The 24,426-nt window shown below is 41.7% G+C and carries 31 protein-coding genes; 24 read left to right on the top strand and 7 right to left on the bottom strand.

From position 1 onward, the window contains the following. The first annotated feature begins 74 nt into the window (after window positions 1-74). Together AN391_RS10965 and AN391_RS10960 are read left to right on the top strand one after the other, a co-directional pair. A complete protein-coding gene (locus tag AN391_RS10965; RefSeq protein ID WP_055015431.1) occupies window positions 75-257 on the top strand; it encodes a hypothetical protein in 183 nt (60 codons plus the stop codon). Further along, window positions 258-875 (top strand): LysE family translocator, encoded by a 618-nt coding sequence (locus AN391_RS10960; protein WP_055015430.1) that lies wholly within the window; start codon window positions 258-260, stop codon window positions 873-875. It abuts the gene before it with no gap. A gap of 23 nt (window positions 876-898) precedes the next feature. Here the strand turns inward: AN391_RS10960 and AN391_RS10955 are convergent, their stop codons facing one another. Next, the gene (locus AN391_RS10955) at window positions 899-1,648 is read right to left on the bottom strand and encodes a MipA/OmpV family protein (RefSeq protein WP_055015429.1); all 750 of its coding nucleotides are present in this window, start codon (window positions 1,646-1,648) and stop codon (window positions 899-901) included. A 230-nt stretch (window positions 1,649-1,878) separates the two neighbouring features. Here AN391_RS10955 and AN391_RS10950 point away from each other — a divergent pair, with 230 nt between their 5' ends. Next, a complete protein-coding gene (locus tag AN391_RS10950) occupies window positions 1,879-2,418 on the top strand; it encodes a PH domain-containing protein (protein WP_055015428.1) in 540 nt (179 codons plus the stop codon). Here the strand turns inward: AN391_RS10950 and AN391_RS10945 are convergent. The 3 genes from AN391_RS10945 to AN391_RS10935 form a co-directional block, all read right to left on the bottom strand. Next, window positions 2,415-4,193: an alkaline phosphatase gene (locus AN391_RS10945; RefSeq protein WP_055015427.1), complete on the bottom strand. Its 1,779-nt coding sequence runs from the start codon at window positions 4,191-4,193 to the stop codon at window positions 2,415-2,417. The two genes, AN391_RS10950 and AN391_RS10945, sit on opposite strands and share 4 nt — an antisense overlap. 66 nt (window positions 4,194-4,259) lie before the next feature. Next, window positions 4,260-4,604 carry a rhodanese-like domain-containing protein gene (locus AN391_RS10940; protein WP_055015426.1) on the bottom strand — a complete coding sequence of 115 codons (345 nt, stop codon included), beginning with the start codon at window positions 4,602-4,604 and terminating at the stop codon, window positions 4,260-4,262. Then, window positions 4,604-4,792, bottom strand: a complete 189-nt coding sequence (locus AN391_RS10935) for a DUF2892 domain-containing protein (protein ID WP_004589221.1) — start codon at window positions 4,790-4,792, stop codon at window positions 4,604-4,606. The genes AN391_RS10940 and AN391_RS10935 overlap by 1 nt, the downstream gene beginning before the upstream one ends. Before the next feature lie 99 nt (window positions 4,793-4,891). On the opposite strand from AN391_RS10935, the gene AN391_RS10930 reads away from it, so the two are divergent. After that, window positions 4,892-5,200: a helix-turn-helix transcriptional regulator gene (locus AN391_RS10930; protein ID WP_055015425.1), complete on the top strand. Its 309-nt coding sequence runs from the start codon at window positions 4,892-4,894 to the stop codon at window positions 5,198-5,200. 6 nt (window positions 5,201-5,206) lie between these two features. On the opposite strand, the gene AN391_RS10925 is transcribed toward AN391_RS10930, so the two are convergent. After that, the gene (locus tag AN391_RS10925; RefSeq protein WP_055015424.1) at window positions 5,207-5,884 is read right to left on the bottom strand and encodes a nitroreductase family protein; all 678 of its coding nucleotides are present in this window, start codon (window positions 5,882-5,884) and stop codon (window positions 5,207-5,209) included. Between the two features lie 183 nt (window positions 5,885-6,067). On the opposite strand from AN391_RS10925, the gene AN391_RS10920 reads away from it, so the two are divergent. Then, window positions 6,068-6,949 (top strand): ABC transporter ATP-binding protein, encoded by an 882-nt coding sequence (locus AN391_RS10920; RefSeq protein ID WP_055015423.1) that lies wholly within the window; start codon window positions 6,068-6,070, stop codon window positions 6,947-6,949. Between the two features lie 9 nt (window positions 6,950-6,958). Continuing rightward, window positions 6,959-10,537 carry a M1 family aminopeptidase gene (locus AN391_RS10915; RefSeq protein ID WP_055015422.1) on the top strand — a complete coding sequence of 1,193 codons (3,579 nt, stop codon included), beginning with the start codon at window positions 6,959-6,961 and terminating at the stop codon, window positions 10,535-10,537. 264 nt (window positions 10,538-10,801) lie between these two features. Here the strand turns inward: AN391_RS10915 and AN391_RS10910 are convergent, their stop codons facing one another. Beyond that, window positions 10,802-11,488 carry a TorF family putative porin gene (locus tag AN391_RS10910; protein ID WP_004589216.1) on the bottom strand — a complete coding sequence of 229 codons (687 nt, stop codon included), beginning with the start codon at window positions 11,486-11,488 and terminating at the stop codon, window positions 10,802-10,804. A gap of 277 nt (window positions 11,489-11,765) precedes the next feature. Further along, window positions 11,766-12,929 (bottom strand): hypothetical protein, encoded by a 1,164-nt coding sequence (locus tag AN391_RS10905; RefSeq protein ID WP_055015421.1) that lies wholly within the window; start codon window positions 12,927-12,929, stop codon window positions 11,766-11,768. 311 nt (window positions 12,930-13,240) lie between these two features. Here AN391_RS10905 and AN391_RS10900 point away from each other — a divergent pair, with 311 nt between their 5' ends. The 18 genes from AN391_RS10900 (at window position 13,241) to rplQ (ending at window position 23,967) form a co-directional block, all read left to right on the top strand. Then, window positions 13,241-15,211 (top strand): AsmA family protein, encoded by a 1,971-nt coding sequence (locus tag AN391_RS10900; RefSeq protein ID WP_055015420.1) that lies wholly within the window; start codon window positions 13,241-13,243, stop codon window positions 15,209-15,211. A gap of 279 nt (window positions 15,212-15,490) precedes the next feature. Next, window positions 15,491-15,859, top strand: a complete 369-nt coding sequence (gene rplN, locus AN391_RS10895; RefSeq protein ID WP_004589211.1) for a 50S ribosomal protein L14 — start codon at window positions 15,491-15,493, stop codon at window positions 15,857-15,859. A 10-nt stretch (window positions 15,860-15,869) separates the two neighbouring features. Further along, window positions 15,870-16,184 (top strand): 50S ribosomal protein L24, encoded by a 315-nt coding sequence (gene rplX / locus AN391_RS10890; RefSeq protein WP_004589210.1) that lies wholly within the window; start codon window positions 15,870-15,872, stop codon window positions 16,182-16,184. Window positions 16,185-16,200: 16 nt separating this feature from the next. After that, window positions 16,201-16,740 carry a 50S ribosomal protein L5 gene (gene rplE / locus AN391_RS10885; protein ID WP_010392500.1) on the top strand — a complete coding sequence of 180 codons (540 nt, stop codon included), beginning with the start codon at window positions 16,201-16,203 and terminating at the stop codon, window positions 16,738-16,740. Window positions 16,741-16,750: 10 nt separating this feature from the next. Next, window positions 16,751-17,056 (top strand): 30S ribosomal protein S14, encoded by a 306-nt coding sequence (rpsN, locus tag AN391_RS10880; RefSeq protein ID WP_004589208.1) that lies wholly within the window; start codon window positions 16,751-16,753, stop codon window positions 17,054-17,056. Between the two features lie 21 nt (window positions 17,057-17,077). Continuing rightward, the gene (gene rpsH / locus AN391_RS10875; protein WP_004589207.1) at window positions 17,078-17,470 is read left to right on the top strand and encodes a 30S ribosomal protein S8; all 393 of its coding nucleotides are present in this window, start codon (window positions 17,078-17,080) and stop codon (window positions 17,468-17,470) included. A 13-nt stretch (window positions 17,471-17,483) separates the two neighbouring features. Then, window positions 17,484-18,017, top strand: a complete 534-nt coding sequence (gene rplF / locus AN391_RS10870) for a 50S ribosomal protein L6 (RefSeq protein WP_055015419.1) — start codon at window positions 17,484-17,486, stop codon at window positions 18,015-18,017. A gap of 9 nt (window positions 18,018-18,026) precedes the next feature. Beyond that, window positions 18,027-18,377, top strand: coding sequence for a 50S ribosomal protein L18 (gene rplR, locus AN391_RS10865; RefSeq protein WP_004589205.1), 351 nt, complete (start codon window positions 18,027-18,029; stop codon window positions 18,375-18,377). 9 nt (window positions 18,378-18,386) lie between these two features. After that, window positions 18,387-18,893, top strand: coding sequence for a 30S ribosomal protein S5 (rpsE, locus tag AN391_RS10860; RefSeq protein WP_004589204.1), 507 nt, complete (start codon window positions 18,387-18,389; stop codon window positions 18,891-18,893). A gap of 2 nt (window positions 18,894-18,895) precedes the next feature. Next, complete coding sequence (gene rpmD, locus AN391_RS10855) at window positions 18,896-19,078, top strand: 50S ribosomal protein L30 (RefSeq protein ID WP_004589203.1); 183 nt, start codon at window positions 18,896-18,898, stop codon at window positions 19,076-19,078. Between the two features lie 4 nt (window positions 19,079-19,082). Beyond that, window positions 19,083-19,517: a 50S ribosomal protein L15 gene (gene rplO, locus AN391_RS10850; protein WP_004589202.1), complete on the top strand. Its 435-nt coding sequence runs from the start codon at window positions 19,083-19,085 to the stop codon at window positions 19,515-19,517. A 10-nt stretch (window positions 19,518-19,527) separates the two neighbouring features. Next, window positions 19,528-20,856: a preprotein translocase subunit SecY gene (secY, locus tag AN391_RS10845; protein WP_055015418.1), complete on the top strand. Its 1,329-nt coding sequence runs from the start codon at window positions 19,528-19,530 to the stop codon at window positions 20,854-20,856. Window positions 20,857-20,878: 22 nt separating this feature from the next. Then, window positions 20,879-20,992, top strand: a complete 114-nt coding sequence (gene rpmJ / locus AN391_RS10840) for a 50S ribosomal protein L36 (protein WP_002959476.1) — start codon at window positions 20,879-20,881, stop codon at window positions 20,990-20,992. A 125-nt stretch (window positions 20,993-21,117) separates the two neighbouring features. Beyond that, window positions 21,118-21,474: a 30S ribosomal protein S13 gene (gene rpsM, locus AN391_RS10835; protein ID WP_004589200.1), complete on the top strand. Its 357-nt coding sequence runs from the start codon at window positions 21,118-21,120 to the stop codon at window positions 21,472-21,474. Between the two features lie 12 nt (window positions 21,475-21,486). Further along, a complete protein-coding gene (gene rpsK / locus AN391_RS10830; protein ID WP_002959471.1) occupies window positions 21,487-21,873 on the top strand; it encodes a 30S ribosomal protein S11 in 387 nt (128 codons plus the stop codon). Between the two features lie 21 nt (window positions 21,874-21,894). Further along, window positions 21,895-22,515: a 30S ribosomal protein S4 gene (gene rpsD / locus AN391_RS10825; protein WP_002959461.1), complete on the top strand. Its 621-nt coding sequence runs from the start codon at window positions 21,895-21,897 to the stop codon at window positions 22,513-22,515. A gap of 24 nt (window positions 22,516-22,539) precedes the next feature. Further along, window positions 22,540-23,526, top strand: a complete 987-nt coding sequence (locus AN391_RS10820) for a DNA-directed RNA polymerase subunit alpha (RefSeq protein ID WP_004589198.1) — start codon at window positions 22,540-22,542, stop codon at window positions 23,524-23,526. A 39-nt stretch (window positions 23,527-23,565) separates the two neighbouring features. After that, window positions 23,566-23,967, top strand: coding sequence for a 50S ribosomal protein L17 (gene rplQ, locus AN391_RS10815; protein WP_004589197.1), 402 nt, complete (start codon window positions 23,566-23,568; stop codon window positions 23,965-23,967). Window positions 23,968-24,426: the final 459 nt, after the last annotated feature.

Genomic DNA, 24,426 nt, shown 5'->3' with positions numbered 1-24,426 from the left:
TCGCTACCTGCGTTAAAAAATTCTCATTTAGAACAACTAAATAGCGAATTGGTATAAGATACACAAGGATTAAAATGCAAAAAGTAATCGAATTTAGAAAGACCCGTTTTTTGGGTGGCGTAGATATAGCCGCACTGAATGACCGCATACAGGAATTAAACCAAGATGGCTGGAAAGTAATAAACGCAGTGCCATTAGTGGGTTTTTATGGCCAAGTGCACGGTTATACATTACTTATTGAAAATGAAGAGTTTTAAATGACATTTACAGTATGGTTAAGCCTAGCGGCTATTTGTATGATGGGCGCAATGTCGCCAGGGCCAAGTTTAGCGGTGGTTTTAAAGCACTCACTTAACGGCAGTATGAAAAACGGAATGCTTGCCGCGCTCAGCCATGGTACAGGTGTTGGGTTATACGCAGGTGCATCGTTATTAGGGCTAGGCGCTTTAATGATGCAGTTTCCGACTGTTTATCAAATACTGGTCTATTTAGGCGCAGCCTATTTGGCATATTTAGGTATAAAAATATTGCTAGCAAAACCCAGCAATAACGAACTTGAAGTACAAAAAAGTGAAGTAAGTGCTGGCCAAGCTTTACAAGATGGCTTTGCTATTGCGTTTTTAAACCCCAAGCTCGCTATTTTCTTTTTAGCCTTGTTCTCGCAATTTATAGACCCTCAGCTACTTACTTTAAACGTGGGTATAATTATGTGTTTAACCGTGTTTGTAATTGATACCGGCTGGTATTTGCTGGTCGCGTTACTGACAGAGGTTTCAAAAAATCGTTTTGGTTTTACCAAGCAAAGTCCGTGGCTTGATAAAATACTGGGAGTCGTATTTATTGCCCTTGCGATACGAGTAATTATTAGCGTGTGATAATTTGTCACACGCTAATAATATTAAAAACGATAGTTAACCGACATCATAACAGTCGTAGTGCTATCGGTATCAATAATGGGTGAGTCTTCAATATCAGAATCGAGCTGCTTATAGTTAACCATGGCATTTACGTTCCAGTTTTTATTAATGTAATACATTAAAAATAAACCCGCATTGTAGTTAACCGTAGAGCTAAGTTCGTAAGGCGCATAGGTAGTAGATTCGCCCTGTGCTACACCATAATAGTAGTTAGATACATCACTGCTATTTAGCTCAACACCCACAGAAGGAACGAGCATTAGTTGTTTAGATAATTTAATAGGGTAACTGTAATTGGTTTTAAATTTAGCGCCATCGCCGTGGCCAATTACATCATGAGTCGCACTGGCGCTTATTTTACCAAAATCTGCAGAGTAGCTAATCTTAGTGCCTGCGTAAAGAGATAGCTTTCTATCGTCTAAGGCTTTTATGGCTGCAAGGTCTGAATCTGATGTATCAAAGTTATCACCTGGCTCTAAAACTAATGACCAGTTAAAACCTTGCTGCTCCACTAATTTATAATCAAGTGACAAACCTTTAAAACTAAGCCTTTCACCTTCGTAGGTAATAATAGGTAAAAATAGCGTTTCACTGTCTGTGCCGGCATAAGGTGAGCTGGTAGAAATAACGCCGCCCCCTAAAGAAAACTGCGACTCAGCTTGTACAGCAATACTGCAAAGTGTAAGAGTGCCAACCAATATCCGTATTGAGTTTTTAATATAAGTGTTCATTAAAAGCCTTAGGTGTTAAATAAGTAAAAAGGTAAATTGCTGAGACAATTAAAGTGCATCTCAAAACTAATAGGCTTTAGTGTAGCTATATTTACTGTTGGTGTTTGTAAGAGAGTGTGTAAAAGTTTATTTGAATGTTAGTGGATAAATTGCATTGAAGCCGTTGGTCACGTAAGTTAAATAAAGGCATACGTTTGATTAGATTAATAAAATGGGAATGAGGATAAAAAATGAGCAACCCTATTTTAAAAAGTGCCAGCTTTGATCCCAAAGTGAAACAATACTGGATGACCATGGCATGCTTTTTTAGTGCCGTTGCATTAGTGACCATTCCACTTATACCTGTGGTGTTAATTATTGTTTGGCTGGTGGCAGGTAAAATATTGGCCGCTATGTCGGCGCAATTACTCACGCAAAAGTTGGTGGTTAAACGCGGTATTTTATTTAAAGAAGAAAAATCGATACCGCTTGAAAAAATAACCGATGTTGGGCTGAGCCAAGGGCCGCTTATGCGCTTTTTTGGCTTATATCGGTTAAGCTTTGAAACTGCAGGGCAGTCGGGTCATGGTGCATTGGTGTCATTACTTGGTGTTGAAAATGCCAGTGAGTTTAGAGAAGCCATACTTGAGCAAAAAGATAACTTAGCTGCGCAAGCCCCTAAAACTCAGGAGCTTGCTGAAGATCACCTCAACCAAGCATTACTTGCTCGCTTAGTTGAGGTAGTAGAGCGCATAGATACGCGTTTGGCAGCTTTAGAGGCGAAGCGTTAAGCGTTTTGTAATTGAGCCTGACCTGCCAGCATACTTAGCTCTTTGGTACGGCTTTCAACAACCTGATATTCGCGCGCTTTAATTGTGCTTATATAATTCCACTTAGCACTGGCTTTTGCAGGTGTAAATGTAACGGTTAAATAGCCGCGCTCCACTAAATTATTATAAGCAAGGTCATCAACTAATAAGGCAATTACTTGCTCTATTTGCGCTACGGTTTGCGCATCTTGTGTGTTTAGCGCTAAATATTCTTCAAGCCCTGGTGATGAAACCGATGCCGTTGCAAATTCCACCCCAGCATTTTGTGAGGCTGCAATAGGGTTACTGGCATCAGTTTTAAGCTGTCCCGCCCAGCCGTTATGAGTATCTCCGGCTAAAACTACTAAGTTTTTTTGTGCTGCAATAGCGGTACCTAATAATACTTCTCGCTCGTAGGCGTAGCCATCCCACGCATCAAGGTTATACGGTATGGTGGTTTGAACACGGGCAAGCTCTGCCTCGGTTACACTTGGGTCGCCCGCTAATACACGGCCTTTAATTTGCGCCAGCTCTGCAAATAATACATTGGCCTGTGCGAGCAATTCACTTGGATCGCCTCCGTTTGACTGTGCACTTTGTAAGCTAGCAAGTAGTAACATGACCTCTACTGGTAAGTGCATTTTTGTCATTAGTACTTGTTGCCCTAACACTTGCCACTGTGTGCTTGAGGTCGTGATTGCATCGCTAAGCCAGGTAAGTTGTTCGCTACCTAATAATGCACGGTCAGTTGCACCTATTGCTGCAGCAAATGCGCTTTGCCCGGCAGTGGAGGTAAGGTCAAAATCACTATAATTAAGCTGCTCATCACGGGCTAATACACGGGTATCTAGCATGTATAAAGAGACTAAATTACCAAACTCAAAGCGTCGGTAAATACGTTCTTTGTCGGCTACATTACGAATTGGCATCCACTCAAAGTAGGCTTGTAGTGCATTGAGTTTACGTTGACTAAATTCGCCTTCACCTTCGTTATGGTTTTCTGCGCCTTCGCGCCATGTGTCGTTGGTGATTTCGTGGTCGTCCCACACTGTTATAAATGCACAGTGGCTATGGGCTGCTTGTAAGTCGGCATCGAGGCGATAATTTGCATAGCGTTTTCTATAATCGGTCAGTGCGATAATTTCGCTGCTGTTATCTAATGGTAGCAGGCGGTCTAACTGCGCGGCGTCTTCGGTTGCATAACCCGTATTGCTGTATTCGTATATGTAATCACCTAAGTGCAGTACCGCATCTAAATCGCTTTGCTTAGCAATTTCGCCATACACATGAAAATACCCGGCAGGATAATTTGCGCACGATACAACGGCTAATTTCACCTGCTCAACCGCACCGACAGGAAGCGTTTTTCCTTGCCCGATAGGGGAGGTTTTTCCGTGTGCATTAAAGCGATAGTAATAAACGGTGTTGGCATCAAGCCCTTGTAAATCAACTTTAAGAGTAAAGTCGGTGGTGTCACTGATATGTGTTTCACCATCGTGAACAATATTTGTAAAGCTTTGGTCGGTGGCGGCTTGCCATTGTACTTTTAACGATTTAGTTGTTACATCGAGTGGGGTTACACGGGTCCAAATAATTAAGCTATCGCTTAGCGGGTCGCCGCTGGCAACGCCGTGGTCAAAGCTAACGGGAGTGTCGTCATCATCGTCAAAACGACAACCTGTTAAACCAAGTGATAATACGGCAGCGCCAAATCCTGCTGCCGATGCTTTTAAAAAACTTCTCCGTGTAAATGCCATTGCTTTGTACCTGTAAAGTGTAAAAAGCAAAGTGTAGGCAATTTAGGTTACTTTTTTGTGAAGCAATTAAAAAACTTCACTTACTTGCGTTGCGTTACAGGTTATAACCGTTACGTTTTTGTATCCAACGCGGGTTAGCGCTTCTGCGCCTAATGTGGCGCGGGCACCGCTGGCACAATGTAAGTAAATAGGGCGTGCAGCGTCTTTTTCTATTTCCATTAGCTTCATTTCGAGTAATCCGCGTGGAATATTTATTGCCCCTACCGCAGCTACATTGGCATGCTCAGCGGGTTCGCGTACATCAATAAGTAAACCTTTATTTTGCTCTAGCTCTTGCTTTGCTTGCGCTGCATCAATACGGCGTTGGTTAGGTGTGATAATTTTTAGTAAATCAGGAATTGAAGTAAGCATTAGTCTGTAAATCCTCTTTTGCGCAAAAAAGTCATTAATGGGCACCATTTAGTGTAGGCGGATTGCACTAAGTTAATACCAATAAATAACGTTAAAAATTGAAAGTTACTATCAACAAAGTAGCTTAAAAGCACAGAAATTGTAACGGCACTTCCGCCAATTAAGAGTATGGCGTCACTTATTTTCATGAATTGACCTTAATATTAGTTTTTTCTAATGTTAATTATATTAGAACTTGCTAATGTAAAAGTCTATAATTAAAACACGCAAAATAATTAAGTATCGCAATGAATATTGAACAACTTGCAGAAAACGCTCAGCAGGCAGAGCAATTTTTAAAATTAATGGCAAATAAAAACCGTTTAATGATTTTATGTAGTTTATTGCAAGGTGAACAAAGTGTGGGTGAGTTAAATCAAAATGTTCCGTTGGCGCAGTCTGCTTTGTCTCAGCATTTGGCGAGTTTACGTAACGCCCAGCTAGTGGCATCTCGCCGTGAGGGACATACAATTTATTATTCGTTAATTGACCCAAAGGTTGAGTCGATTATTACGTTACTATACGAATGGTTTTGTAAGCAAAGTACGGCTGAGTAATTTGCTTTAAATAAAAGTGGCAATCTCATCAAGCGACTTTTTATCAAGTGCATGGGCAGGTACAGTTGCATCGTCACTTGGGTAGCCCGCAATAAGTAACATGTAAGGACGTTCGTTGTCTTTGTCGCGCTTACAAATGTCGGTTAAAAAACTCATTGGTTTAGGTGTATGGGTAAGCGTAGCTAAGCCACAGCGGTGCAGGGCTTGTATTAAAAACCCAGTAGCCAGCCCTACTGATTCGTGTACATAATAATTGGTGTTTTTATCATCCATATTTACACCGCCTTTTTTTTGACTAAATACGGCAATAAGCCAAGGCGCATACTCTAAATAGGGTTTATTGGCGTCGGTACCTAATGGTTTTAGCGCATCAAGCCACTCTTCTCCTGCTCTGCCTTCATAAAAAGAGCGCTCTAGTTTTTCGGCGGCCTCTCTTATTTGTTTTTTTACATCGCTACTGTTTATAGCTACAAAATGCCACGGTTGATGATTCGCTCCACTTGGCGCGGTACCTGCTGCTTTTATACAGGCTTCAATTATATTTTTAGGCACAGGTCGGTCGCTAAAGCTGCGAATACTATGGCGGCGCTGGCTGGTTTGTAAAAATTCGGTTGCGCGTTTTAGCATTTCATCGTGAGGGTATTCTATAAAGTCGTTTAGTGGTTGGCTTTGATGTTTTTGCATGGCTTTACGCTTTTTATAAAGTGTGTGTGGTTTTTATACCGACTGAATAAATGCGAGGCAAGTATTATTACCTGTTGTGTTTATTTATTGTTACAAAATTAACCGCTGCGTAACTTATGTTCCTTTTTTTAATGTGATATAAAAAGCGCAATAAAAAAACTATTAAAATTCAAGGAAGTAAAAATGCTCTCAATAACAGGGTTATCTAAAACCTACGATAATGGCGTACATGCACTACAAGGTGTTGATTTATCTATAGGAAAAGGGATGTTTGGGCTACTTGGGCCAAATGGCGCAGGTAAATCTTCCCTAATGCGTACTATTTCAACGTTGCAATCTGCCGATGCGGGTTCAATTACTTTTGATGGTATTGATGTTTTTAAAGACCCACAGGCTCTACGTCAACGTTTGGGTTATCTACCGCAAGATTTTGGTGTTTACCCTCGCGTTAGTGCTTACGACTTGCTAGATCATATGGCTGTTTTAAAGGGCGTTCATAACAAAGGCGAGCGTAAAGAGTCGGTGGAAGGCTTGCTTGCACATACTAATTTGTATCAACATCGCTCAAAAGCGGTAAGTGGCTTTTCAGGCGGTATGCGCCAGCGTTTTGGAATTGCACAAGCCTTACTTGGCGACCCTGATTTACTAATTGTTGATGAACCCACCGCAGGGCTAGACCCTGAGGAGCGAAATCGTTTTCATAATTTATTAGTAAGCTTAGGCGAGCAAAAAGTCGTTATATTATCGACCCACATTGTTGAAGATGTAGCAGAGCTTTGCCCAAACATGGCCGTACTGGCAGGCGGAAAAATACTATTAGAGGGTAACCCTATTGCCCTTACCGATAAACTCCAAGGCCAAATATGGCGCAAAGCCATGAGCCAAGAAGAAGCACTAGAGCTTGAACCGCAACTGCCTGTTATTTCAAAACGCTTATTTGCTGGGCAAACTATATTACACGTATTAGCCGAACAGGCCCCTGAAGGTTTTGAGCTCAGCAGTGCAAACCTAGAAGACGTGTACTTTTCTACGTTGCTTAATCACCGTAATAGCCAAGTAGCATAAGGGGGCGCTATGTTTTTTAATATGCTCGCGTTTGAGCTGCGCTATTTTGTGCGTCAGCCTTCGTTTTATGTGACCTCATTAATCTTCTTTTTTATGGCGTTTTTTATAAGCTCCAGTAGTAAGTTTCCGTTAGGCGGGGCTAATGTTCATATGAACTCGCCTTATACCATTATGCTTTTAACAGTTACCTTTTGTACGCTTGCTATGTTTTTAGTGGTTAACTTTGTTGCAAGCTCTGCGATTCGCAATAGTGAGACCAAAATGGATGAGCTGGTGTTTAGTAAGCCCGTTAACCCGCTTGCTTATCAATCAGGGCGCTTTTTTGGTGCTTACTTGGTTGTGCTCGTTGTTTTTTTAACTGTGCCATTAGGCGTGTTTTTGGGAACTCAATTTGGTTTGTTGGTTGGCTGGCTTGATAGTGAGCTAGTAGGCCCTAATAAGTTTATATATTACGCTGCGCCTTTTTTATATTTAGCCGTGCCAAGCTTATTGGTGCTCAGTGCTATTTTTAATAGTGTGGCGGTTTATTTTAAAACTATGATGGCGGTATATGTAACAGCCGTGGTGATCTACATAAGTTACCAATTGGCGAGTATCTATTTTGATGATTTAGCGTTTAGAAATATTGTTGTTTACGCAGACCCATTTGGCACTGGTTCATTAATTGACTTAACCCGTTACTGGACTGTAAGTGATAAAAATACTGAAGTGTTAACGCTTTCGGGCGATTTTTTAATTAACCGTATTTTATGGGTAGCAATAAGTTTAGCGATGTTTTTTGGCCTCGGAAAGTTAGGTAACCGCGTAGTCACTAAAAAACAGAAAAAGCAATTTGCTGTCTCTACGTTTGTAAAAAATAAACAAGCAGCACTTATTAGCAGCGCTAAAAATTACAAGTCAAAAGGGGTCAATACACAATCACAATTAGTAATGCGCAGCTTATTTGAGCTTAAGCAGGTTATATTAAGTGCTCCTTTTATGATTTTAGCGGGCGTCAGTATTATTACGTTACTCGCACCACTTTTTGCGCCTATTGGCGCATATGGCACAACAGATTGGCCGCTCACACAAAACATGGTGGGCATTATTCAAAACGCCTCCGCTATATTTATGTTTATTATTATTGCTTATTACAGCGCAGAGCTGGTTTGGCGAGAACGCCACAGTGGTATGGGCGATATTGTTGACAGCTACCCGGTGCATAACAGTGTGTTTTGGGTATCTAAAATTATTGCGCTAATCACTGCAGTTTGTGGCCTTTATTTAGTAGGCATGATGTTTACCATTGCGGTGCAGCTATTTAAGGGGCAATTTAACCTAGAGCTTGGCCAGTACTTATTTAGGTTGGGTTACCTTACATTACTGCCTTTAATTATGATGGCTATTTTGGCGTTCTTTTTACAAATAATTAGCCCTAATAAATACATAGGTATGGGTTTGTTTATTTTGTATTACATTGCTCAAATGGTAATGGGTGCTTACGGATTTGAGCATCATATGTATCATTTTTCGCAAAGCAGTAGCGTACCGTATTCAGACATAAACGGTTACGGGCATTTTTTACAAGGCGCGCATTGGTATACCCTATATTGGGGCGCATTGAGTGTGTTTTTAGCTATTGTAGGGTTTGCTTTATGGCATCGTGGTCCATCGCAAACATTGCGTACGCGTTTATCTTTAGTGCGTTACAACATGTCTTTAAAAGGCCAGATTGCAGCCGTTATAAGTTTATTGGTATTTGTGGGCGCGGGTTATAACATTTATTACAACACCCGTGTAATCAATGAGTTTGTAACAAGTGATGATAACGAAGTGCTACAAGTAAGGTATGAGCAAGAGTTCTCACAATACAAAGACTTGCCACTGCCTATAATAACTGATGTTGATTTACACATTGATATTTATCCTAAAAAACGTGCTTTAAATGCCGTGGCTAAAATTAAGTTTACCAATACCGCAAACGAGCCAATAACCCGTGTGTTAATTAACGAGCCTAGCCAATCTAAAAGCTGGGATGTAAAAATGGCGGGCGGAAAAATAGTTGAGCGTTTAACCGATTTTGGCATGGTATGGTTTGAGTTTGAACAACCGCTAATGCCTAATGAAGTACGCGAAGGTGAGCTTTCAGTTTCTCGTGAACACGACGGTTTTGTTGATAGGAGATCTGATACTCAACTCGTGCACAACGGTACATTTGTAAATAATGGAGAATTATTGCCAAATTTTGGTTATCAAAAGTATTTTCAAATTGCGGATAAGTATGAGCGCCGCAAGCACGATTTACCTGAACTTGAACGTGCACATAAACTAGAAGACAGCCGCTATTATACGCAAAATGAGTTTGGGCCTGCTAATGGCTTTATAAACTACAAGGCAACGGTAACCACCGATGAGTCGCAGTTTGCTATTACACCTGGTTACTTAAAAAGTGAGAGTGTAAAAGACGGACGACGTACTTTTGTTTATGAAATGGATTCCCCTATTATAAACTTTTATTCTGTGCTTTCGGCGGAGCTTGAAAGCAAAAAGGTTGAGCACAACGGTGTAAATATTGAGGTGTACTACCACAAAGATCATGCATGGAATGTTGACCGTATGATTGAGTCAGTACAAGACTCAATAGATTACTACACGCAAGCCTTTGGGCCATATCAGCATAAGCAGTTACGTATTATTGAATTTCCTAAGTATCGCTCGTTTGCGCAAAGTTTTGCCAATACGGTACCTTACTCAGAAAGTATTGGCTTTATTACAGACTTAAGAGATGAGAGTAAAGTTGACCTACCTTACTATGTAACCGCACATGAAGTTGCACACCAATGGTGGGGGCATCAAGTATCGGGGGCTAATGTAGAGGGGAGTGCCGTTATTTCTGAATCGCTCTCCCAATACAGTGCGCTTATGGTGCTAAAAAAACGCTTTGGCGCCGAGAAGCTTCGTAAATTCTTAAAGTACGAGTTAGATAAATACTTAATGGGCCGCACAGGCGAAGCCTTTGAAGAAATGCCGCTGTATAAAACGCAGTCTCAACAATATCTTCATTACAATAAAGGCTCAGTTACGATGATGGCGATTTATGACCGATTAGGGGAAGAGCGCTTAAATGCCGCACTTAAAGCGTTTTTGAATGAGTTTAAATACCAATCAACGCCATACCCAACCACACTTGATTTACTTAGCTATTTAAAGCGAGATGCAACACAAGCTGAACAACGTTTTATTGATGATCAGTTTAAATATATAACGCTTTATGAGCTTGAAATGAAAGCAGTGTCGGTTACAGATGATGTTGATAGCGAAGGTTTTTATACAGTAACACTGAGCGTTGAAGCAACTAAGCAGCATGCCGATGGACAAGGTGAAGAAACCGAGCAGCCGCTCGATGAGCTAATTGATATTGCATTATTTAGCGATGATCCTGAAAACCTACTCGCTGAAGACTTTGTGATTTACTCGCAAAAGCATCAAATAGTCTCTGGTACTAATGCTATTGAGCTAAAAGTAAAAGAAAAGCCAGTGTACGCAGGGGTAGACCCATACATTAAGCTTGTAGATAAAGACAGTAAAAATAACCTAGCTAAGTTTTAACGATTAGCTGAAAGGCCGCATTTAATGCGGCCTTTTTTGTTTTGGCGAATTGCTAATACCAATGCGCAATAAAGCTTAATAAAGCGAATTAGCATATTGGTAAAAAGAGGTAATAGCAGCGAGGAGCTCGGCGGTTAACTGAAGTGGGTTTTATAGTAAGGTGCTTTAGTCGCTAAAATTAAAAGGCGCTGTGAGTATTTAGGTGCCCTAAACGAGAAAAGGGCCAAAAGGCCCTTAGTGTTGCAGCAAGTAACACATTTTGTTTTAAAGCGTAAAGTCTACAGCGTAGCCTACGTAAACTTTAACATCTGACTCATCCATGTCGGTGTCAGATACGCCAAAAGTAAAACCATCTTTTGATACAGAGATACCGTAATCAATAATATTATCATCACCTATAAAGTCGCCAGAGTAGTGACCTAAGTGCAGCGCAACCTCAGTACCATTGCTGCCAACAGCAAAGCTGTAATCGGCATTTAGGTATAATGAATCGCCAAAGTCGGTGCCATCTCCATCTGCCGCTGAAGTGGCAAGGATTGCAGCGCCAAAGGTGAAACCTTCTGCGCTGATGCTACCGTAAATTTCAGAGAAATCAGCATCTGCCTCAGAAGCTGCATCTGGGTAAGCGTAATAAATGTAACCTACATCGTAGCTAAATGTGTCGTTAATATCGCCACCAAAACCCGCGTAAACATCAAGCTCATAAGTCATTTCATCGGCCCATGAAGCATTTGATGCCCAAGTACCTACATAAAAGCCTGACTCGTCAGCGTAATCAATACCGCCAGAAATAGCAGCATCGCCCCCAGTTTGCTCTTGACCACGCCATAAGTAGTTAGACGTAGCCGCTGCGTTTGCTGTTACTTCTGCATGTACGGCTGTTGATGTTAAAGATGTAGCACCTAATAAAGCTATTGCGCTAATTGCGATGGTTTTTTTTAGTTTTAGCATGTCCATTTCCCGTTATATGATTTTTATCGCCTAGGTTTTTATTCTCTTATTGGCAACCCTTTGACTGGCGGTGTTTTATTGTTTAACTGGGAATGCAATTGCACTGTATGTGCCAGCTTAAAATAATTTCTATAAAACTGGTTTTTTACTTTTATAAAACAATATGTTGAGAAGTTTTAGAAGAGGGAATGATTGAGGAGGTTAATTAAAAAACGCACACTGCTGGTGCATAATTTAACCTAACTGCACCAGAAAAATACAGTTAGGTTAGGTAAATTTAGCCAAATATAGTGCGCATGAGACTAATTGTTTCGTTTACTCCGCGCCCTTTTTGTACTTCGCTAATAATAGAGTCGCGTTTGCTACGAATATGCTCAGGAATGTCATCGGCTGCAAGTGCGCGGTCTACAAGTATTTCGGCTGACTCTTTGCCTCTACGTTGTGGTTTTCCCGCACTTGTTGTGCTGCGTTTAGGTTTGTTTAATAACTTAATATAATTTGAATTGTCGGCCGTGCTGGCATCTGCATAGTAAAAAAAGCACGGTAGTAATGCTTTTATACTGACCAGTTGCTCTTCTAGTTCATTGCTGCCATTAGCCATTTTAAACCACGACATAGCATGAATGCTTTGTACTATATCTTGCCAGTAGCGCTCAAAGTCGCGATTGTTTAGTTTTGTAATACCTAAAGCTGCGCATAATGCATCAAGACGGCTATTACTAATTGGCGTAAATACATCTGGGCGGCGCATTGCTAATAAACGTGTAGCAGGGGCAAGGGTAGGTTTTTCATCGCTACCGTTAAAGGCAAGTAAATAAGCAACAACAAACTGTTGGTAATCAGCTTCGCTCACATCTCCTTCAAGCGGAATGTTAGCAAGTGCATCGTCAAACGCGCCAGGTAAGTCGGCTAGCATTTGATGAAAACCTTTTGCACTTTTTGTTGATGCAAACCATTCAACATCAAAGTTATAGGTGCTTGGATCGAGCGTAGCAGTGTGTTTACCACTAAATGCCAGTAAATCCTCTGGGATCATGTCTTTTAATGCTTGCTCACGAATGGTGTGCAAATACGTGGTAAGGCGAAGCTGTTCTTCCAGTGCAATAAGTTCTTTATGTTGCTCTACAAACATACTAATAACAGGCCAAGGTGCTACACGTAGTGTTTTAAGCTGTAAAAAGCTAATTGCAGAGGTTAGCTGATCGTGCAGCTTTTTTAAAACGGGTAGCTGTTTTGGCTCTAGTAAGTCGTAATTTATGCGGTCTTTACTTGCACTTAGTAGCTCATAACACCAGCCTAAAAAATCCTCTGGGTGGTTTTCTACTTTCACGGCCATTAGGTTTAGGCTTAGTTCTGAAGCTTGCTTCAAGATGTTTTGGTAAATTTGACTTTCTTGTTCGCCTAGCGCCATTTTTGACGGTGAAATTAGCAGTTTTTTCATGCCTTGTAGAGTCTCCGAGTAGATACATTTTTTAGCTGCTTTATTTTAGCGCAAATACGCCAATAGCAACAGGGCCGTGCATCATACCTAACAATTTAAGGGATGCAATGTTGTAGGGTTTAATACTTGGCTAGATTTAAATTTGATGAGCTTTACTTTTAGTCACCAATTTCGCAAAGTTTACTTTTAAGCATAAATTCATCTCAAATTAAATAAATTACAATAAACAGCTTTTTTGTCGCAACGACAATGATTTTAAAGCTAACACTCGCTATGATAAGAACATTATTTGCACGTTTGAAAGGATGATCATGAAGACCTTACTCAAAATTGTTGGTGTAATACTCTTACTTTGTATTGCGTTAATTATTGCCGCTCCGTTTTTAATTCCAACTGATACTATTTTTAATAAAGTATCTGAACAGGTTGAAAAAACAACAGGGCGCACACTTACTATTAAAGGTGATAAAACGCTTAGTGTATTTCCTGCATTAAAGTTAGAGCTTAACGATGTGCACTTTGCAAATATGCAGACAGGCTCGCGCGACGACATGGCCAGTATGGAGCAATTAGCTGTGCATATACCCTGGTTATCGTTATTTGGTGGTGAGTTTAAACTTGATAAGTTTGTTATTAACGAACCCAATATTTTATTAGAAACTGATAAAAACGGTAAAGCTAACTGGCAGTTGTTTGATGCTGTAGCAGCGCAGCCGCAAGAGCAAACTCAATCTGGTGGGGCTGTTAAGCTACCAGAGAATTTTGATATAGAGCTAGGTGAAGTGGCTATTTACGGTGGTACATTTACTTACCTAGATGGGCAAACTGGCGCTAAACAGCAAATTAGTGACCTAGAGCTGGCTATTTTATTACCATCACTGCGTAAAACATTAGAGATCAAAGGCGGCATTACATATATGCAAGAGCGCTTTGAGCTAGATGTAAAACTTGATACGCCAGCAAAGGCTATTGAAGGGGCGATGTTTGAGGTTACTCAAAGCGTAGACTCTCGCTTGGTCGACCTTACTTTTAACGGCAGTATTGCGCAACAAGGAAAAGATATAAAAGGTGAGTTAGCGCTCAGTGGTGACTCTGTTAAAGAGCTAGCAATTTGGCAGGGAGTAGACTTAAACGCCAAAGAAAATGCATTTAATGCGTTTAGCGTAAACGGCAAAATGCACCTTATAAATGATACGTTTAACCTAGAAGAGCTGATTGCTACCCTAGATGAATTAGAGATTAAAGGTAAAAGTGAAGTTAACTTAGGAAATAAACTAGCGGTTAATGCCGACATAGACCTAGGTATGCTTGACCTAAATCCATACTTACCGGAGGCAGCAGCTAAGCAACAAGCGCCGCAAAGCGAAGAACCTAAAGCCGCACAGCCGATTGTTTGGGACGATACTAAAATTGATTTAAGCGCATTAAATGCACTTAATGCTAACGTAGTTATTCGTTCAAGCGGTTTAAAAGCGAATGATATTAAGCTCGGTGCGAATCAATTTACAGTCGACTTAAACAACAGCGTTGCTAAATTAAGTTTAGATAGCTTTAAAGCCTATGAGGGCACCGGTAAAGGGGTCATTAATATAAATGCCCAGCAAACGCCTTATAAAATAAGCACAAATTTTGATTTAACCGACATAGATGCGCAGCCATTACTCACAGATGCAGCTGGCTTTGATAAACTTATGGGTAAAGGGTCATTAAATTGGAACTTAACTACGACTGGCCAAAGTCAAAAAACCTTTATTGATGGATTAAACGGTAAGGTTGGTTTTGAATTTGCTGATGGGGCTGTTAAGGGCGCAAACGTCGCTGAGATGGTTCGTAAGGGTAAAGAGCTTATTACAGGTAACTTGGGCGCTGTAAGCGAAGGGCTAGATACAGGCTTTGAAGAATCTGAGCAAACAGATTTTTCTGCGTTCACCGGTAGCTTTAATTTTACGAATGGCGTGGGACATAATAACGACCTATCCCTGATGAGCCCACTTATCCGTATTACAGGTGAGGGCGATGTAGATTTACCTAAAACCAATGTTGATTATCGCTTAGTGACCGGCATTGTTGATTCAATTGAAGGACAAGGCACTACAGATGACAGCACGGGCTTTAAAATCCCACTGCGAATAAAAGGCCCATTCCATGACGTTGGCTTTAAGCTAGATGTAAGCAATGCACTTAAAGATAAAGCAAAGCAAAAGCTAGACGATGCCAAAGAAAAAGCAAAAGAGAAAGCCAAGGACAAGGTTAAAGATAAACTAAAAGGCTTATTTGGCTAAAGCTAATAAGCAACCACAAATAAATAATTAAGGCGCTATTAGCGCCTTGGTTGTTTTATAACCACTTGTAAAATAGCTACATAGCGGTTTTTACTCAGTTTTAATCTGGCCTTCACTCAAATTAATTAAAAAATAACCTACCACTCACTAGCCAATGCTGGTACAATTGCCCGCCCTTAAGAGACAACTCCGTTGTTTTTAGAGTGGGATTTAATCGAAGTGCCTTGATTTTAAACAAATTTAAGGCAAGTTGTAATTACTACACCGGAGGTCATTAACATGATCCAAATGCAAACTCAGCTGGAAGTTGCTGATAACAGCGGCGCTCGCAAAGTGCAGTGTATAAAAGTCCTTGGTGGTTCACACCGTCGCTATGCGGCAGTTGGCGATATCATTAAAGTTTCTGTGAAAGAAGCTATTCCTCGCGGTAAAGTGAAGAAAGGTGATGTTAAAAACGCGGTAGTTGTGCGTACCAAAAAAGGCGTTCGTCGTCCGGACGGTTCTCTGATCCGTTTCGATAGCAATGCGGCTGTTATCTTAAATGATAACTTGCAGCCAATTGGTACTCGTATCTTCGGCCCTGTGACTCGTGAGCTTCGTAATGACAAGTTCATGAAAATTGTTTCACTAGCCCCAGAAGTACTGTAAGGAGTCTATCATGGCAGCAAAAATCCGTCGTGATGACGAAGTAATCGTACTAGCAGGTAAAGACAAAGGTAAGCGCGGCAAAGTGCTTTCAGTTGTTACCGAGTCTGGTCGAGTATTTGTCGAAGGCATTAACTTAATCAAGAAACACCAAAAGCCGGTTCCACAATTGAACCAAGCTGGCGGCATTGTTGAGAAAGAAGCGTCTATCGACGTATCAAACGTTGCGATCTACAACTCGGAAACGAGTAAAGCAGATCGTGTAGGTTTCAAGATTGAAGATGGTAAGAAATTACGTATCTTTAAATCTACTGGTAAAACTATCTAATAGTTGGAGTAGAATGATGGCGAAACTGCATGAAGTATATAAAGACAAAGTAGTTGCTGAGCTTCAAGAGAAGTTTGGTTTCAGCTCTGTCATGCAAGTCCCTCAGATCGAAAAGATCACATTAAATATGGGCGTGGGCGAAGCCCTAGCTGACAAGAAGATTTTAGATAACGCTGTAGCGGATCTAGAAGCTATCTCTGGTCAGAAACCTTTAATCACTAAAGCACGCAAATCTGTTGCTGGCTTTAAAGTGCGTGAAGGCTACCCAATTGGCTGTAAAGTAACCTTACGCGGCGAGCGTATGTGGGACTTTTTTGAGCGTTTGGTATCAATCGCTATCCCACGTATCCGTGACTTCCGTGGTGTGAGTGCTAAGTCTTTTGATGGACGTGGTAACTACAGCATGGGCGTACGTGAACAAATCATCTTCCCAGAAATTGATTACGATAAAGTAGACCGTGTACGCGGTATGGATATCACAATCACAACTTCTGCGAAATCTGATGAGGAAGGCCGTGCGTTGTTAGAAGCGTTTAACTTCCCATTCAAGAAATAAGGGTAGGGTTATGGCAAAGAATTCTATGAAAGCGCGCGAAGCAAAGCGCACTAAACTAGTTGCTCAGTACGCTGAAAAGCGTGCAGCACTAAAAGCTATCATCAGCGATGTTAACGCATCTGAAGATGATCGTTGGGACGCGGTACTTAAGCTTCAAGCTTTACCACGTGATTCTAGCCCTGCACGTCAACGTAATCGTTGTAACATTACGGGCCGCCCACATGGTTTCCTTCGCAAATTCGGCATGAGCCGTATTAAAGTTCGCGAAGCAGCTATGCGCGGTGAAATTCCTGGCCTTAAAAAGGCTAGCTGGTAATAGTATCACGGGAGTAAGACTATGAGCTTGCAAGATCCTATCGCGGATTTGTTCACACGTATCCGTAACGGTCAATCAGCGAAGAAAGTATCAGTAACGATGCCAACTTCAAAGCTGAAAGTAGCAGTAGCTAAAGTATTAAAAGACGAAGGTTACATCGCAGATTTCGCAGTAAACAGCGAAGCGAAACCTGAGCTTTCTATCGAGTTGAAATACTTCGAAGGCAAAGCTGTAATTGAAAATATCCAGCGTGTTAGCCGCCCTGGTCTACGTATCTATAAGAAACGTGACGAATTACCGAAGGTAATGGGTGGTCTTGGTATCGCTATCGTATCAACTTCTAAAGGCCTAATGACAGACCGCGCAGCACGTAGTGCTGGTGTTGGTGGTGAAATCATTGGCTTTGTAGCTTAATCGGAGGGGAACTATGTCTCGCATAGCAAAGGCACCAATCAATGTTCCTGCCGGTGTAGAAGTTACATTAAAAGGCCAGGACATCACAGTTAAAGGCAAAAACGGTGAATTAACGCGTACTATCAACGATGCAGTTGAAGTACAAATTAATGACAACGTTATTACAACTTTACCTCGTGAAGGCGTAGCTAATGCATGGGCACAAGCAGGTACTGCTCGCGCTCTTATCAACAACATGGTTGTTGGTACGCATGAAGGTTACGAGAAGAAACTTCAGTTAGTAGGTGTTGGTTACCGTGCAGCAGCTAAGGGTAAAGTTTTAGACTTAACACTTGGTTTCTCGCACCCAGTTAATTTCGAAGTTCCTGAAGGAATTACGATTGAAACTCCAAGCCAAACAGAAGTTCTAGTTAAGGGCGTAGATAAGCAGTTAGTTGGTCAAACAGCTGCTAACATTCGTGCATACCGTAAACCTGAGCCTTACAAAGGTAAAGGTGTTCGTTACGCAGATGAGAATGTACGCCGTAAAGAGGCTAAGAAGAAGTAAGGTAAGACGATGGATAAAAAAACAGCTCGTCTACGTCGTGCTAAACGCACTCGTAGAAATTATATTGAACAAGGCACAACGCGTCTTGTTATCCACCGCACGCCACGTCACATTTACGCTCAAGTAGTTAATGCTGAGGGTACTGTACTGGCTGCTGCTTCTACTGTTGAGAAAGCTATTAGCGAAACAGTTAAAGGCACAGGCAACGTTTCAGCTGCACAAGCAGTTGGTAAAGCGGTTGCAGAACGTGCGGCTGACAAAGGCATCGAAAAGATTGCTTTTGATCGCAGTGGCTTTAAATATCACGGCCGTGTGAAGGCGCTAGCTGATGCTGCGCGTGAAGCCGGTTTGCAATTCTAGGAGTAGACAATGGCTAACGTAGAAGCAAAGCAACAACAGCCTGATTTAGCTGAAAAGCTAATCGCGGTAAACCGTGTGTCTAAAGTAGTTAAAGGTGGTCGTATCTTTAGCTTCACTGCACTAACTGTAGTTGGTGATGGCGCAGGTAAAGTAGGTTTTGGTTATGGTAAAGCACGTGAAGTTCCAGCTGCTATTCAAAAAGCAATGGAAAAAGCACGTCGCAACATGATCAATGTAGACCTAAATGGCAACACATTACAGCATCCTGTTAAAGGACGTCATGCTGGCTCACAAGTGTTCATGAAACCAGCATCAGAAGGTACTGGTATCATCGCAGGTGGTGCTATGCGTGCAGTACTAGAAGTTACTGGTGTGCAGAACGTACTTTCTAAATGTTACGGTTCTACCAACCCGATCAACGTAGTACGTGCAACGATTCAAGCTCTAGAGAACATGAACTCTCCAGAGTCAATCGCTGCTAAACGTGGTCTGCGCGTAGACGAAATTCTGGGGTAACCATGGCAAATAAAACTGTAAAAGTAACACAAGTAAAGAGCTCTATCGGTCGTTTACCGAAGCATAAAGCTACATTACGCGGTCTTGGTTTACGTCGTATCAACCACACTGTTGAGTTAGAAGACACAGCATGTGTACGTGGTATGATCAACCGAGTTTCTTACATGGTAAAGGTAGAGGGTTAATTTCATGCATTTGAATACACTTTCACCTGCTGCAGGTTCTAAAACTGCTCCAAAACGTGTTGGTCGTGGTATCGGTTCTGGTCTTGGTAAGACTGGTGGCCGTGGTCACAAAGGTCAAAAATCACGTTCTGGCGGTAAAGTACGCGTTGGTTTTGAGGGCGGTCAAATGCCTATGCAACGTCGTCTACCTAAATTTGGTTTCACTTCACGCAAATCGTTAGTATCTGCAGAAGTAAACCTTTTTGAAATCGCTAAAGTTGAAGGCGATGTGGTAGACCTAAACGCGTTACAAGCAGCTGGTCTAGTTAAAAAGAACGTTCTGTTCGTTAAAGTTGTTAAATCTGGCGAAGTTTCACGCGCTGTTACCGTTAAAGGCCTTAAGGCTTCTAAAGGTGCTCGCGAAGCTATTGAAGCTGCCGGAGGCAAGGTAGAAGACTAAGGAAGTACTGATGGCTAAACCAGGTCAAGATACACAAAGTGCACAAAGTGGACTTTCGGAATTGAAGCGTCGATTACTATTTGTTTTAGGTGCTATCATTATTTACCGTCTAGGTTCATTTGTGCCAATCCCTGGGATTGACGCCGCTGTACTTGCCGATTTCTTCGAGCAACAAAAGGGCACCATTGTTGAGATGTTCAACATGTTTAGCGGTGGTGCGCTTGAGCGAGCTTCAGTGTTAGCACTGGGTATTATGCCGTATATCTCGGCTTCGATTATTACGCAACTATTAACGCATATGTATCCTCCGTTTATAGAGCTTAAGAAAGAAGGCGAGCAAGGGCGTAAAAAAATTAGCCAGTACACACGCTATGGCACGCTTGTGCTTGCTACTATCCAATCAATCGGTATTGCGACTAGCTTACCGGGCATGATGGAAGGGTTAGTTGTTAACCCTGGTATCGGTTTCTACTTCACCGCTGTGGTGAGTTTGGTTACAGGTACTATGTTCCTAATGTGGTTGGGCGAGCAAATAACTGAACGTGGTATCGGTAACGGTATCTCAGTTCTAATATTTGTTGGTATTGTAGCTAACCTGCCGTCTGCTATTGGTTCGACAGCCGAAATGGCGCGCCAAGGTGATTTGAATGTTTTTGTACTGTTGATGGTTGCGGTTATAGTATTCGCTGTTACTTATCTTGTAGTGTTTTTCGAACGAGGACAACGTCGTATCGTTGTTAACTACGCTAAACGCCAACAAGGTCGTCAAGTATTTGCTGCTCAAAGCACGCATTTACCACTAAAAGTAAATATGGCGGGTGTTATTCCACCAATCTTTGCTAGCAGTATAATTCTGTTCCCTGGTACAATTGCAAGCTGGTTCGGCCAGGGTGAAGGTCCGGTCGCTGATGTGCTACAAGCTATTGCAACAACGTTGACTCCTGGTCAACCTTTGTATGCGATGGTATTAGCTGCAGCTATCATCTTCTTCTGCTTTTTCTACACAGCGTTGGTTTTTAACCCGCGTGAAACAGCAGACAACCTGAAGAAATCTGGCGCATTTATCCCAGGTATTCGTCCAGGTGAGCAGACATCTAAATACATTGATAAAGTGATGACACGCCTGACATTGGCAGGTGCTTTGTATATAACCTTTATCTGTCTGGTGCCCGAATTCATGACTATGGCATGGCAAACGCCATTCTATTTCGGCGGTACATCAATTTTGATTATCGTTGTAGTAATCATGGACTTTATGGCACAAGTACAGACTCACCTGATGTCACATCAGTATGATTCTGTGCTGAAAAAAGCGAACCTTAAAGGCTACGGCCGATAAGGTCAGTTTACGGAGTTGAGCAATGAAAGTACGTGCTTCCGTTAAGAAAATATGCCGTAACTGTAAAGTTATTAAACGTGCTGGTGTAGTACGCGTAATTTGCAGTGAGCCTAAGCATAAGCAAAGGCAAGGCTAAGTAAACAGTCGTGCAGGCTGAGATTTCTCGGCCTGTGTTTTTAGTTGTGATTTGGTCTTCGTTTGAGTATCCTTACGGGCTTTTCAAACTTTTGATTACCAAATTCAAATATAGGAGATGTGTTAGTGGCCCGTATCGCTGGCATTAACGTCCCTGATCATAAACATGCAGTTATTGGTTTAACAGCAATTTATGGCATAGGTAAGACTCGCTCTAAGGCTATCTTAGAAGCGACTGGTATCGCCGAGACCACAAAAATCGGTGAACTTTCAGACGAAACTCTTGACGTACTGCGTGATGCAGTTGGCAAGTACACTGTAGAAGGTGACCTTCGTCGTGAAGTTACTCTAAATATCAAGCGCCTTATGGACCTTGGTTGTTTCCGTGGCCTACGTCACCGTCGCTCTTTACCACTACGTGGTCAAAGAACAAAGACTAATGCGCGTACCCGTAAGGGTCCTCGTAAGCCTATTAAGCGATAAGGGGATAGTATTATGGCTAAGACACCAATTCGTCGTAAAAAGGTTAAAAAGCAAGTTGCTGATGGTATGGCTCATGTTCATGCGTCTTTCAACAACACTATTGTAACAATTACCGACCGTCAAGGTAATGCATTATCATGGGCAACTGCCGGTGGTTCAGGTTTCCGTGGTTCACGTAAATCTACACCATTTGCTGCTCAGGTTGCTGCAGAGCGTGCAGGTACTGCTGCTCAAGAATACGGTTTAAAAAATCTAGAAGTTTTCATTAAAGGTCCAGGTCCAGGTCGTGAATCTGCTGTACGTGCTTTGAATGCTGCTGGTTACCGTATCACCAACATTACTGACGTGACGCCAATACCACATAATGGTTGTCGTCCACCGAAGAAACGTCGCGTTTAACAATAGGTTAGGAGAAATAACATGGCAAGATATTTGGGCCCTAAGCTCAAGCTGAGTCGTCGTGAAGGTACTGACCTGTTCCTTAAGAGCGGCGTAAGAGCTATCGACTCTAAGTGTAAACTTGAGACTGCACCTGGTCAGCACGGCGCTCGTAAAGGTCGCTTATCTGATTACGGTTTACAATTACGTGAAAAGCAAAAAGTACGTCGTATCTACGGTGTATTAGAAAAGCAATTCCGTAATTACTACAAAGAAGCTGCTCGCCTTAAAGGTAATACAGGTGAAAACTTGTTACAGCTTTTAGAGCAACGTTTAGACAATGTTGTATATCGCATGGGTTTTGCTAGCACACGCGCTGAAGCACGTCAGTTAGTAAGCCACAAAGCGATTTTAGTTAATGGTCGTGTTGTGAATATTCCTTCATACGTAATTACTCCAGAAGATACTGTAGTAATCCGTGAGAAGTCTAAAACACAAGCACGTATCATCGCTGCTCTAGAGTTGGCTGAGCAACGTGAAAAGCCGACTTGGGTTGAAGTTGACGGTAAGAAATTGGAAGGTAGCTTTAAGCGCCTACCTGAGCGTTCAGATCTGTCTGCGGACATTAATGAACAACTAATCGTCGAACTTTACTCTAAGTAAAGTTAAGAGTTAAGAGAGGATAAAATGCAGGGTTCTGTTACAGAATTTCTAAAACCAAGGTTAGTCGATATCGACGCTATCAACCCAACGCGTTCTAAAGTAGTTTTAGAACCACTAGAGCGTGGCTTTGGTCATACTCTGGGTAATGCCTTACGCCGTATACTGTTATCATCTATGCCTGGATGTGCAGTAACTGAAGTTGAAATCGACGGTGTATTGCATGAGTACAGCGCGAAAGAAGGCGTACAAGAAGACATCATTGAAATACTACTAAACCTAAAAGGTCTAGCAGTAACGTTAGAAGGCAAAGATGAAGTTTTTCTGACCCTGACTAAATCTGGTGTAGGCCCTGTGACTGCGGCTGATATTCAGCACGATGGCGATGTAACAATTGCTAATCCAGATCACGTTATTTGTCATTTAACGACAGATAGCAGCGAGATCAGCATGCGTATTCGTGTTGAGCGTGGTCGTGGTTATGTGCCGGCATCTAGTCGTTTATCCTCTGATGACGATGAGCGTCCAATTGGTCGATTGCTGCTTGATGCATCATTCAGCCCAGTTGAACGTATTGCGTACTCGGTTGAATCAGCCCGTGTTGAGCAACGTACAGACTTAGACAAGTTAATCATTGATATGGAAACAAACGGCACTTTAGATCCTGAAGAAGCGATCCGCCGTGCGTCTACTATCTTAGCTGAGCAATTAGATGCATTCGTAGATTTACGTGATGTAACTGAGCCAGAAGAGAAAGAAGAGAAGCCAGAATTCGATCCTATTCTACTTCGTCCAGTTGATGATCTTGAACTAACAGTACGTTCAGCAAACTGTTTGAAAGCCGAGCAAATTCAATATATCGGTGATTTAGTTCAGCGCACTGAAGTTGAGCTTCTTAAAACGCCTAATCTAGGTAAGAAGTCTCTAACTGAAATAAAAGACGTGCTAGCTTCACGTGGTCTTTCTCTAGGCATGCGCCTAGAAAATTGGCCGCCTGCAAGCCTAGCTGAATAATCTAAATCACTATATTAGTTTAGTTAGAAGGATAGGGTCATGCGCCATCGTAAGAGTGGTCGTCAATTAAACCGTAACAGTAGCCATCGTAAAGCGATGTTCAGCAATATGGCAGGTTCTTTGGTGAAACATGAAATCATCAAAACTACTTTGCCTAAAGCGAAAGAGTTACGCCGTGTAATTGAACCTTTAATCACACTGGCTAAGACTGACAGTGTAGCAAATCGCCGTTTAGCGTTTGCTCGCACGCGTGATAATGAAGTAGTTGGTAAATTGTTCAGCGAAATCGGTCCTCGTAATACAGACCGTCCAGGTGGTTACACTCGTATTCTTAAGTGTGGCTTCCGTGCTGGTGATAATGCACCAATGGCTTATATTGAACTAGTGGGTCGCCCAGCGACTAACGAAGAAGTTCAAGAAGACGCGCAGTCTGCAGAGTAAGTCTTTAAAGAGACACCAAAAAGCCGAGCTTATGCTCGGCTTTTTAATACCAAAGATTTGATAAACAAATTGTTTGAGTTATTCTATCTACTTATCTACTTATCTACTTATCTACTTATCTACTTATCTACTTATCTACTTATCTACTTATCTACTTATCTACTTATCAATTTTAAGAATTTTTAGCTTAAGAAATGAATGGGCCTATCTAGTAAGCTTTAATAGTACTTATAAACTTATTATAGAGCTTTACTTAATGGGTAAGTTATAAATAAGCGCAATCACAGCATTCATTTACATAAAAGCACTACTATCATCTAAATAAAGGCTACTTTTAGTTGTGTTTTTGAGCGTTTAGCTCAAATACGCAGCGAACAGTCATTTATTTTAAGTTTTCTTAAAAAAAGGGTTGATCTGTTTTCGGATCTCCCTATAATGCGACCCCACTGAGACGGCAGA

It is taken from the genome of Pseudoalteromonas sp. P1-13-1a (assembly GCF_001401875.1).
GTDB lineage: Bacteria > Pseudomonadota > Gammaproteobacteria > Enterobacterales > Alteromonadaceae > Pseudoalteromonas.
This window is presented reverse-complemented; position numbering and strand designations above follow the sequence as displayed.

Bases quoted from the DNA above. Each gene is read 5' to 3' on its own strand.
- AN391_RS10965 (WP_055015431.1), top strand. From the start codon at position 75: ATGCAAAAAGTAATCGAATTTAGAAAGACCCGTTTTTTGGGTGGCGTA.
- AN391_RS10960 (WP_055015430.1), top strand. From the start codon at position 258: ATGACATTTACAGTATGGTTAAGCCTAGCGGCTATTTGTATGATGGGC.
- AN391_RS10955 (WP_055015429.1), bottom strand. From the start codon at position 1,648: ATGAACACTTATATTAAAAACTCAATACGGATATTGGTTGGCACTCTT.
- AN391_RS10950 (WP_055015428.1), top strand. From the start codon at position 1,879: ATGAGCAACCCTATTTTAAAAAGTGCCAGCTTTGATCCCAAAGTGAAA.
- AN391_RS10945 (WP_055015427.1), bottom strand. From the start codon at position 4,193: ATGGCATTTACACGGAGAAGTTTTTTAAAAGCATCGGCAGCAGGATTT.
- AN391_RS10940 (WP_055015426.1), bottom strand. From the start codon at position 4,604: ATGCTTACTTCAATTCCTGATTTACTAAAAATTATCACACCTAACCAA.
- AN391_RS10935 (WP_004589221.1), bottom strand. From the start codon at position 4,792: ATGAAAATAAGTGACGCCATACTCTTAATTGGCGGAAGTGCCGTTACA.
- AN391_RS10930 (WP_055015425.1), top strand. From the start codon at position 4,892: ATGAATATTGAACAACTTGCAGAAAACGCTCAGCAGGCAGAGCAATTT.
- AN391_RS10925 (WP_055015424.1), bottom strand. From the start codon at position 5,884: ATGCAAAAACATCAAAGCCAACCACTAAACGACTTTATAGAATACCCT.
- AN391_RS10920 (WP_055015423.1), top strand. From the start codon at position 6,068: ATGCTCTCAATAACAGGGTTATCTAAAACCTACGATAATGGCGTACAT.
- AN391_RS10915 (WP_055015422.1), top strand. From the start codon at position 6,959: ATGTTTTTTAATATGCTCGCGTTTGAGCTGCGCTATTTTGTGCGTCAG.
- AN391_RS10910 (WP_004589216.1), bottom strand. From the start codon at position 11,488: ATGCTAAAACTAAAAAAAACCATCGCAATTAGCGCAATAGCTTTATTA.
- AN391_RS10905 (WP_055015421.1), bottom strand. From the start codon at position 12,929: ATGAAAAAACTGCTAATTTCACCGTCAAAAATGGCGCTAGGCGAACAA.
- AN391_RS10900 (WP_055015420.1), top strand. From the start codon at position 13,241: ATGAAGACCTTACTCAAAATTGTTGGTGTAATACTCTTACTTTGTATT.
- rplN (WP_004589211.1), top strand. From the start codon at position 15,491: ATGATCCAAATGCAAACTCAGCTGGAAGTTGCTGATAACAGCGGCGCT.
- rplX (WP_004589210.1), top strand. From the start codon at position 15,870: ATGGCAGCAAAAATCCGTCGTGATGACGAAGTAATCGTACTAGCAGGT.
- rplE (WP_010392500.1), top strand. From the start codon at position 16,201: ATGGCGAAACTGCATGAAGTATATAAAGACAAAGTAGTTGCTGAGCTT.
- rpsN (WP_004589208.1), top strand. From the start codon at position 16,751: ATGGCAAAGAATTCTATGAAAGCGCGCGAAGCAAAGCGCACTAAACTA.
- rpsH (WP_004589207.1), top strand. From the start codon at position 17,078: ATGAGCTTGCAAGATCCTATCGCGGATTTGTTCACACGTATCCGTAAC.
- rplF (WP_055015419.1), top strand. From the start codon at position 17,484: ATGTCTCGCATAGCAAAGGCACCAATCAATGTTCCTGCCGGTGTAGAA.
- rplR (WP_004589205.1), top strand. From the start codon at position 18,027: ATGGATAAAAAAACAGCTCGTCTACGTCGTGCTAAACGCACTCGTAGA.
- rpsE (WP_004589204.1), top strand. From the start codon at position 18,387: ATGGCTAACGTAGAAGCAAAGCAACAACAGCCTGATTTAGCTGAAAAG.
- rpmD (WP_004589203.1), top strand. From the start codon at position 18,896: ATGGCAAATAAAACTGTAAAAGTAACACAAGTAAAGAGCTCTATCGGT.
- rplO (WP_004589202.1), top strand. From the start codon at position 19,083: ATGCATTTGAATACACTTTCACCTGCTGCAGGTTCTAAAACTGCTCCA.
- secY (WP_055015418.1), top strand. From the start codon at position 19,528: ATGGCTAAACCAGGTCAAGATACACAAAGTGCACAAAGTGGACTTTCG.
- rpmJ (WP_002959476.1), top strand. From the start codon at position 20,879: ATGAAAGTACGTGCTTCCGTTAAGAAAATATGCCGTAACTGTAAAGTT.
- rpsK (WP_002959471.1), top strand. From the start codon at position 21,487: ATGGCTAAGACACCAATTCGTCGTAAAAAGGTTAAAAAGCAAGTTGCT.
- rpsD (WP_002959461.1), top strand. From the start codon at position 21,895: ATGGCAAGATATTTGGGCCCTAAGCTCAAGCTGAGTCGTCGTGAAGGT.
- AN391_RS10820 (WP_004589198.1), top strand. From the start codon at position 22,540: ATGCAGGGTTCTGTTACAGAATTTCTAAAACCAAGGTTAGTCGATATC.
- rplQ (WP_004589197.1), top strand. From the start codon at position 23,566: ATGCGCCATCGTAAGAGTGGTCGTCAATTAAACCGTAACAGTAGCCAT.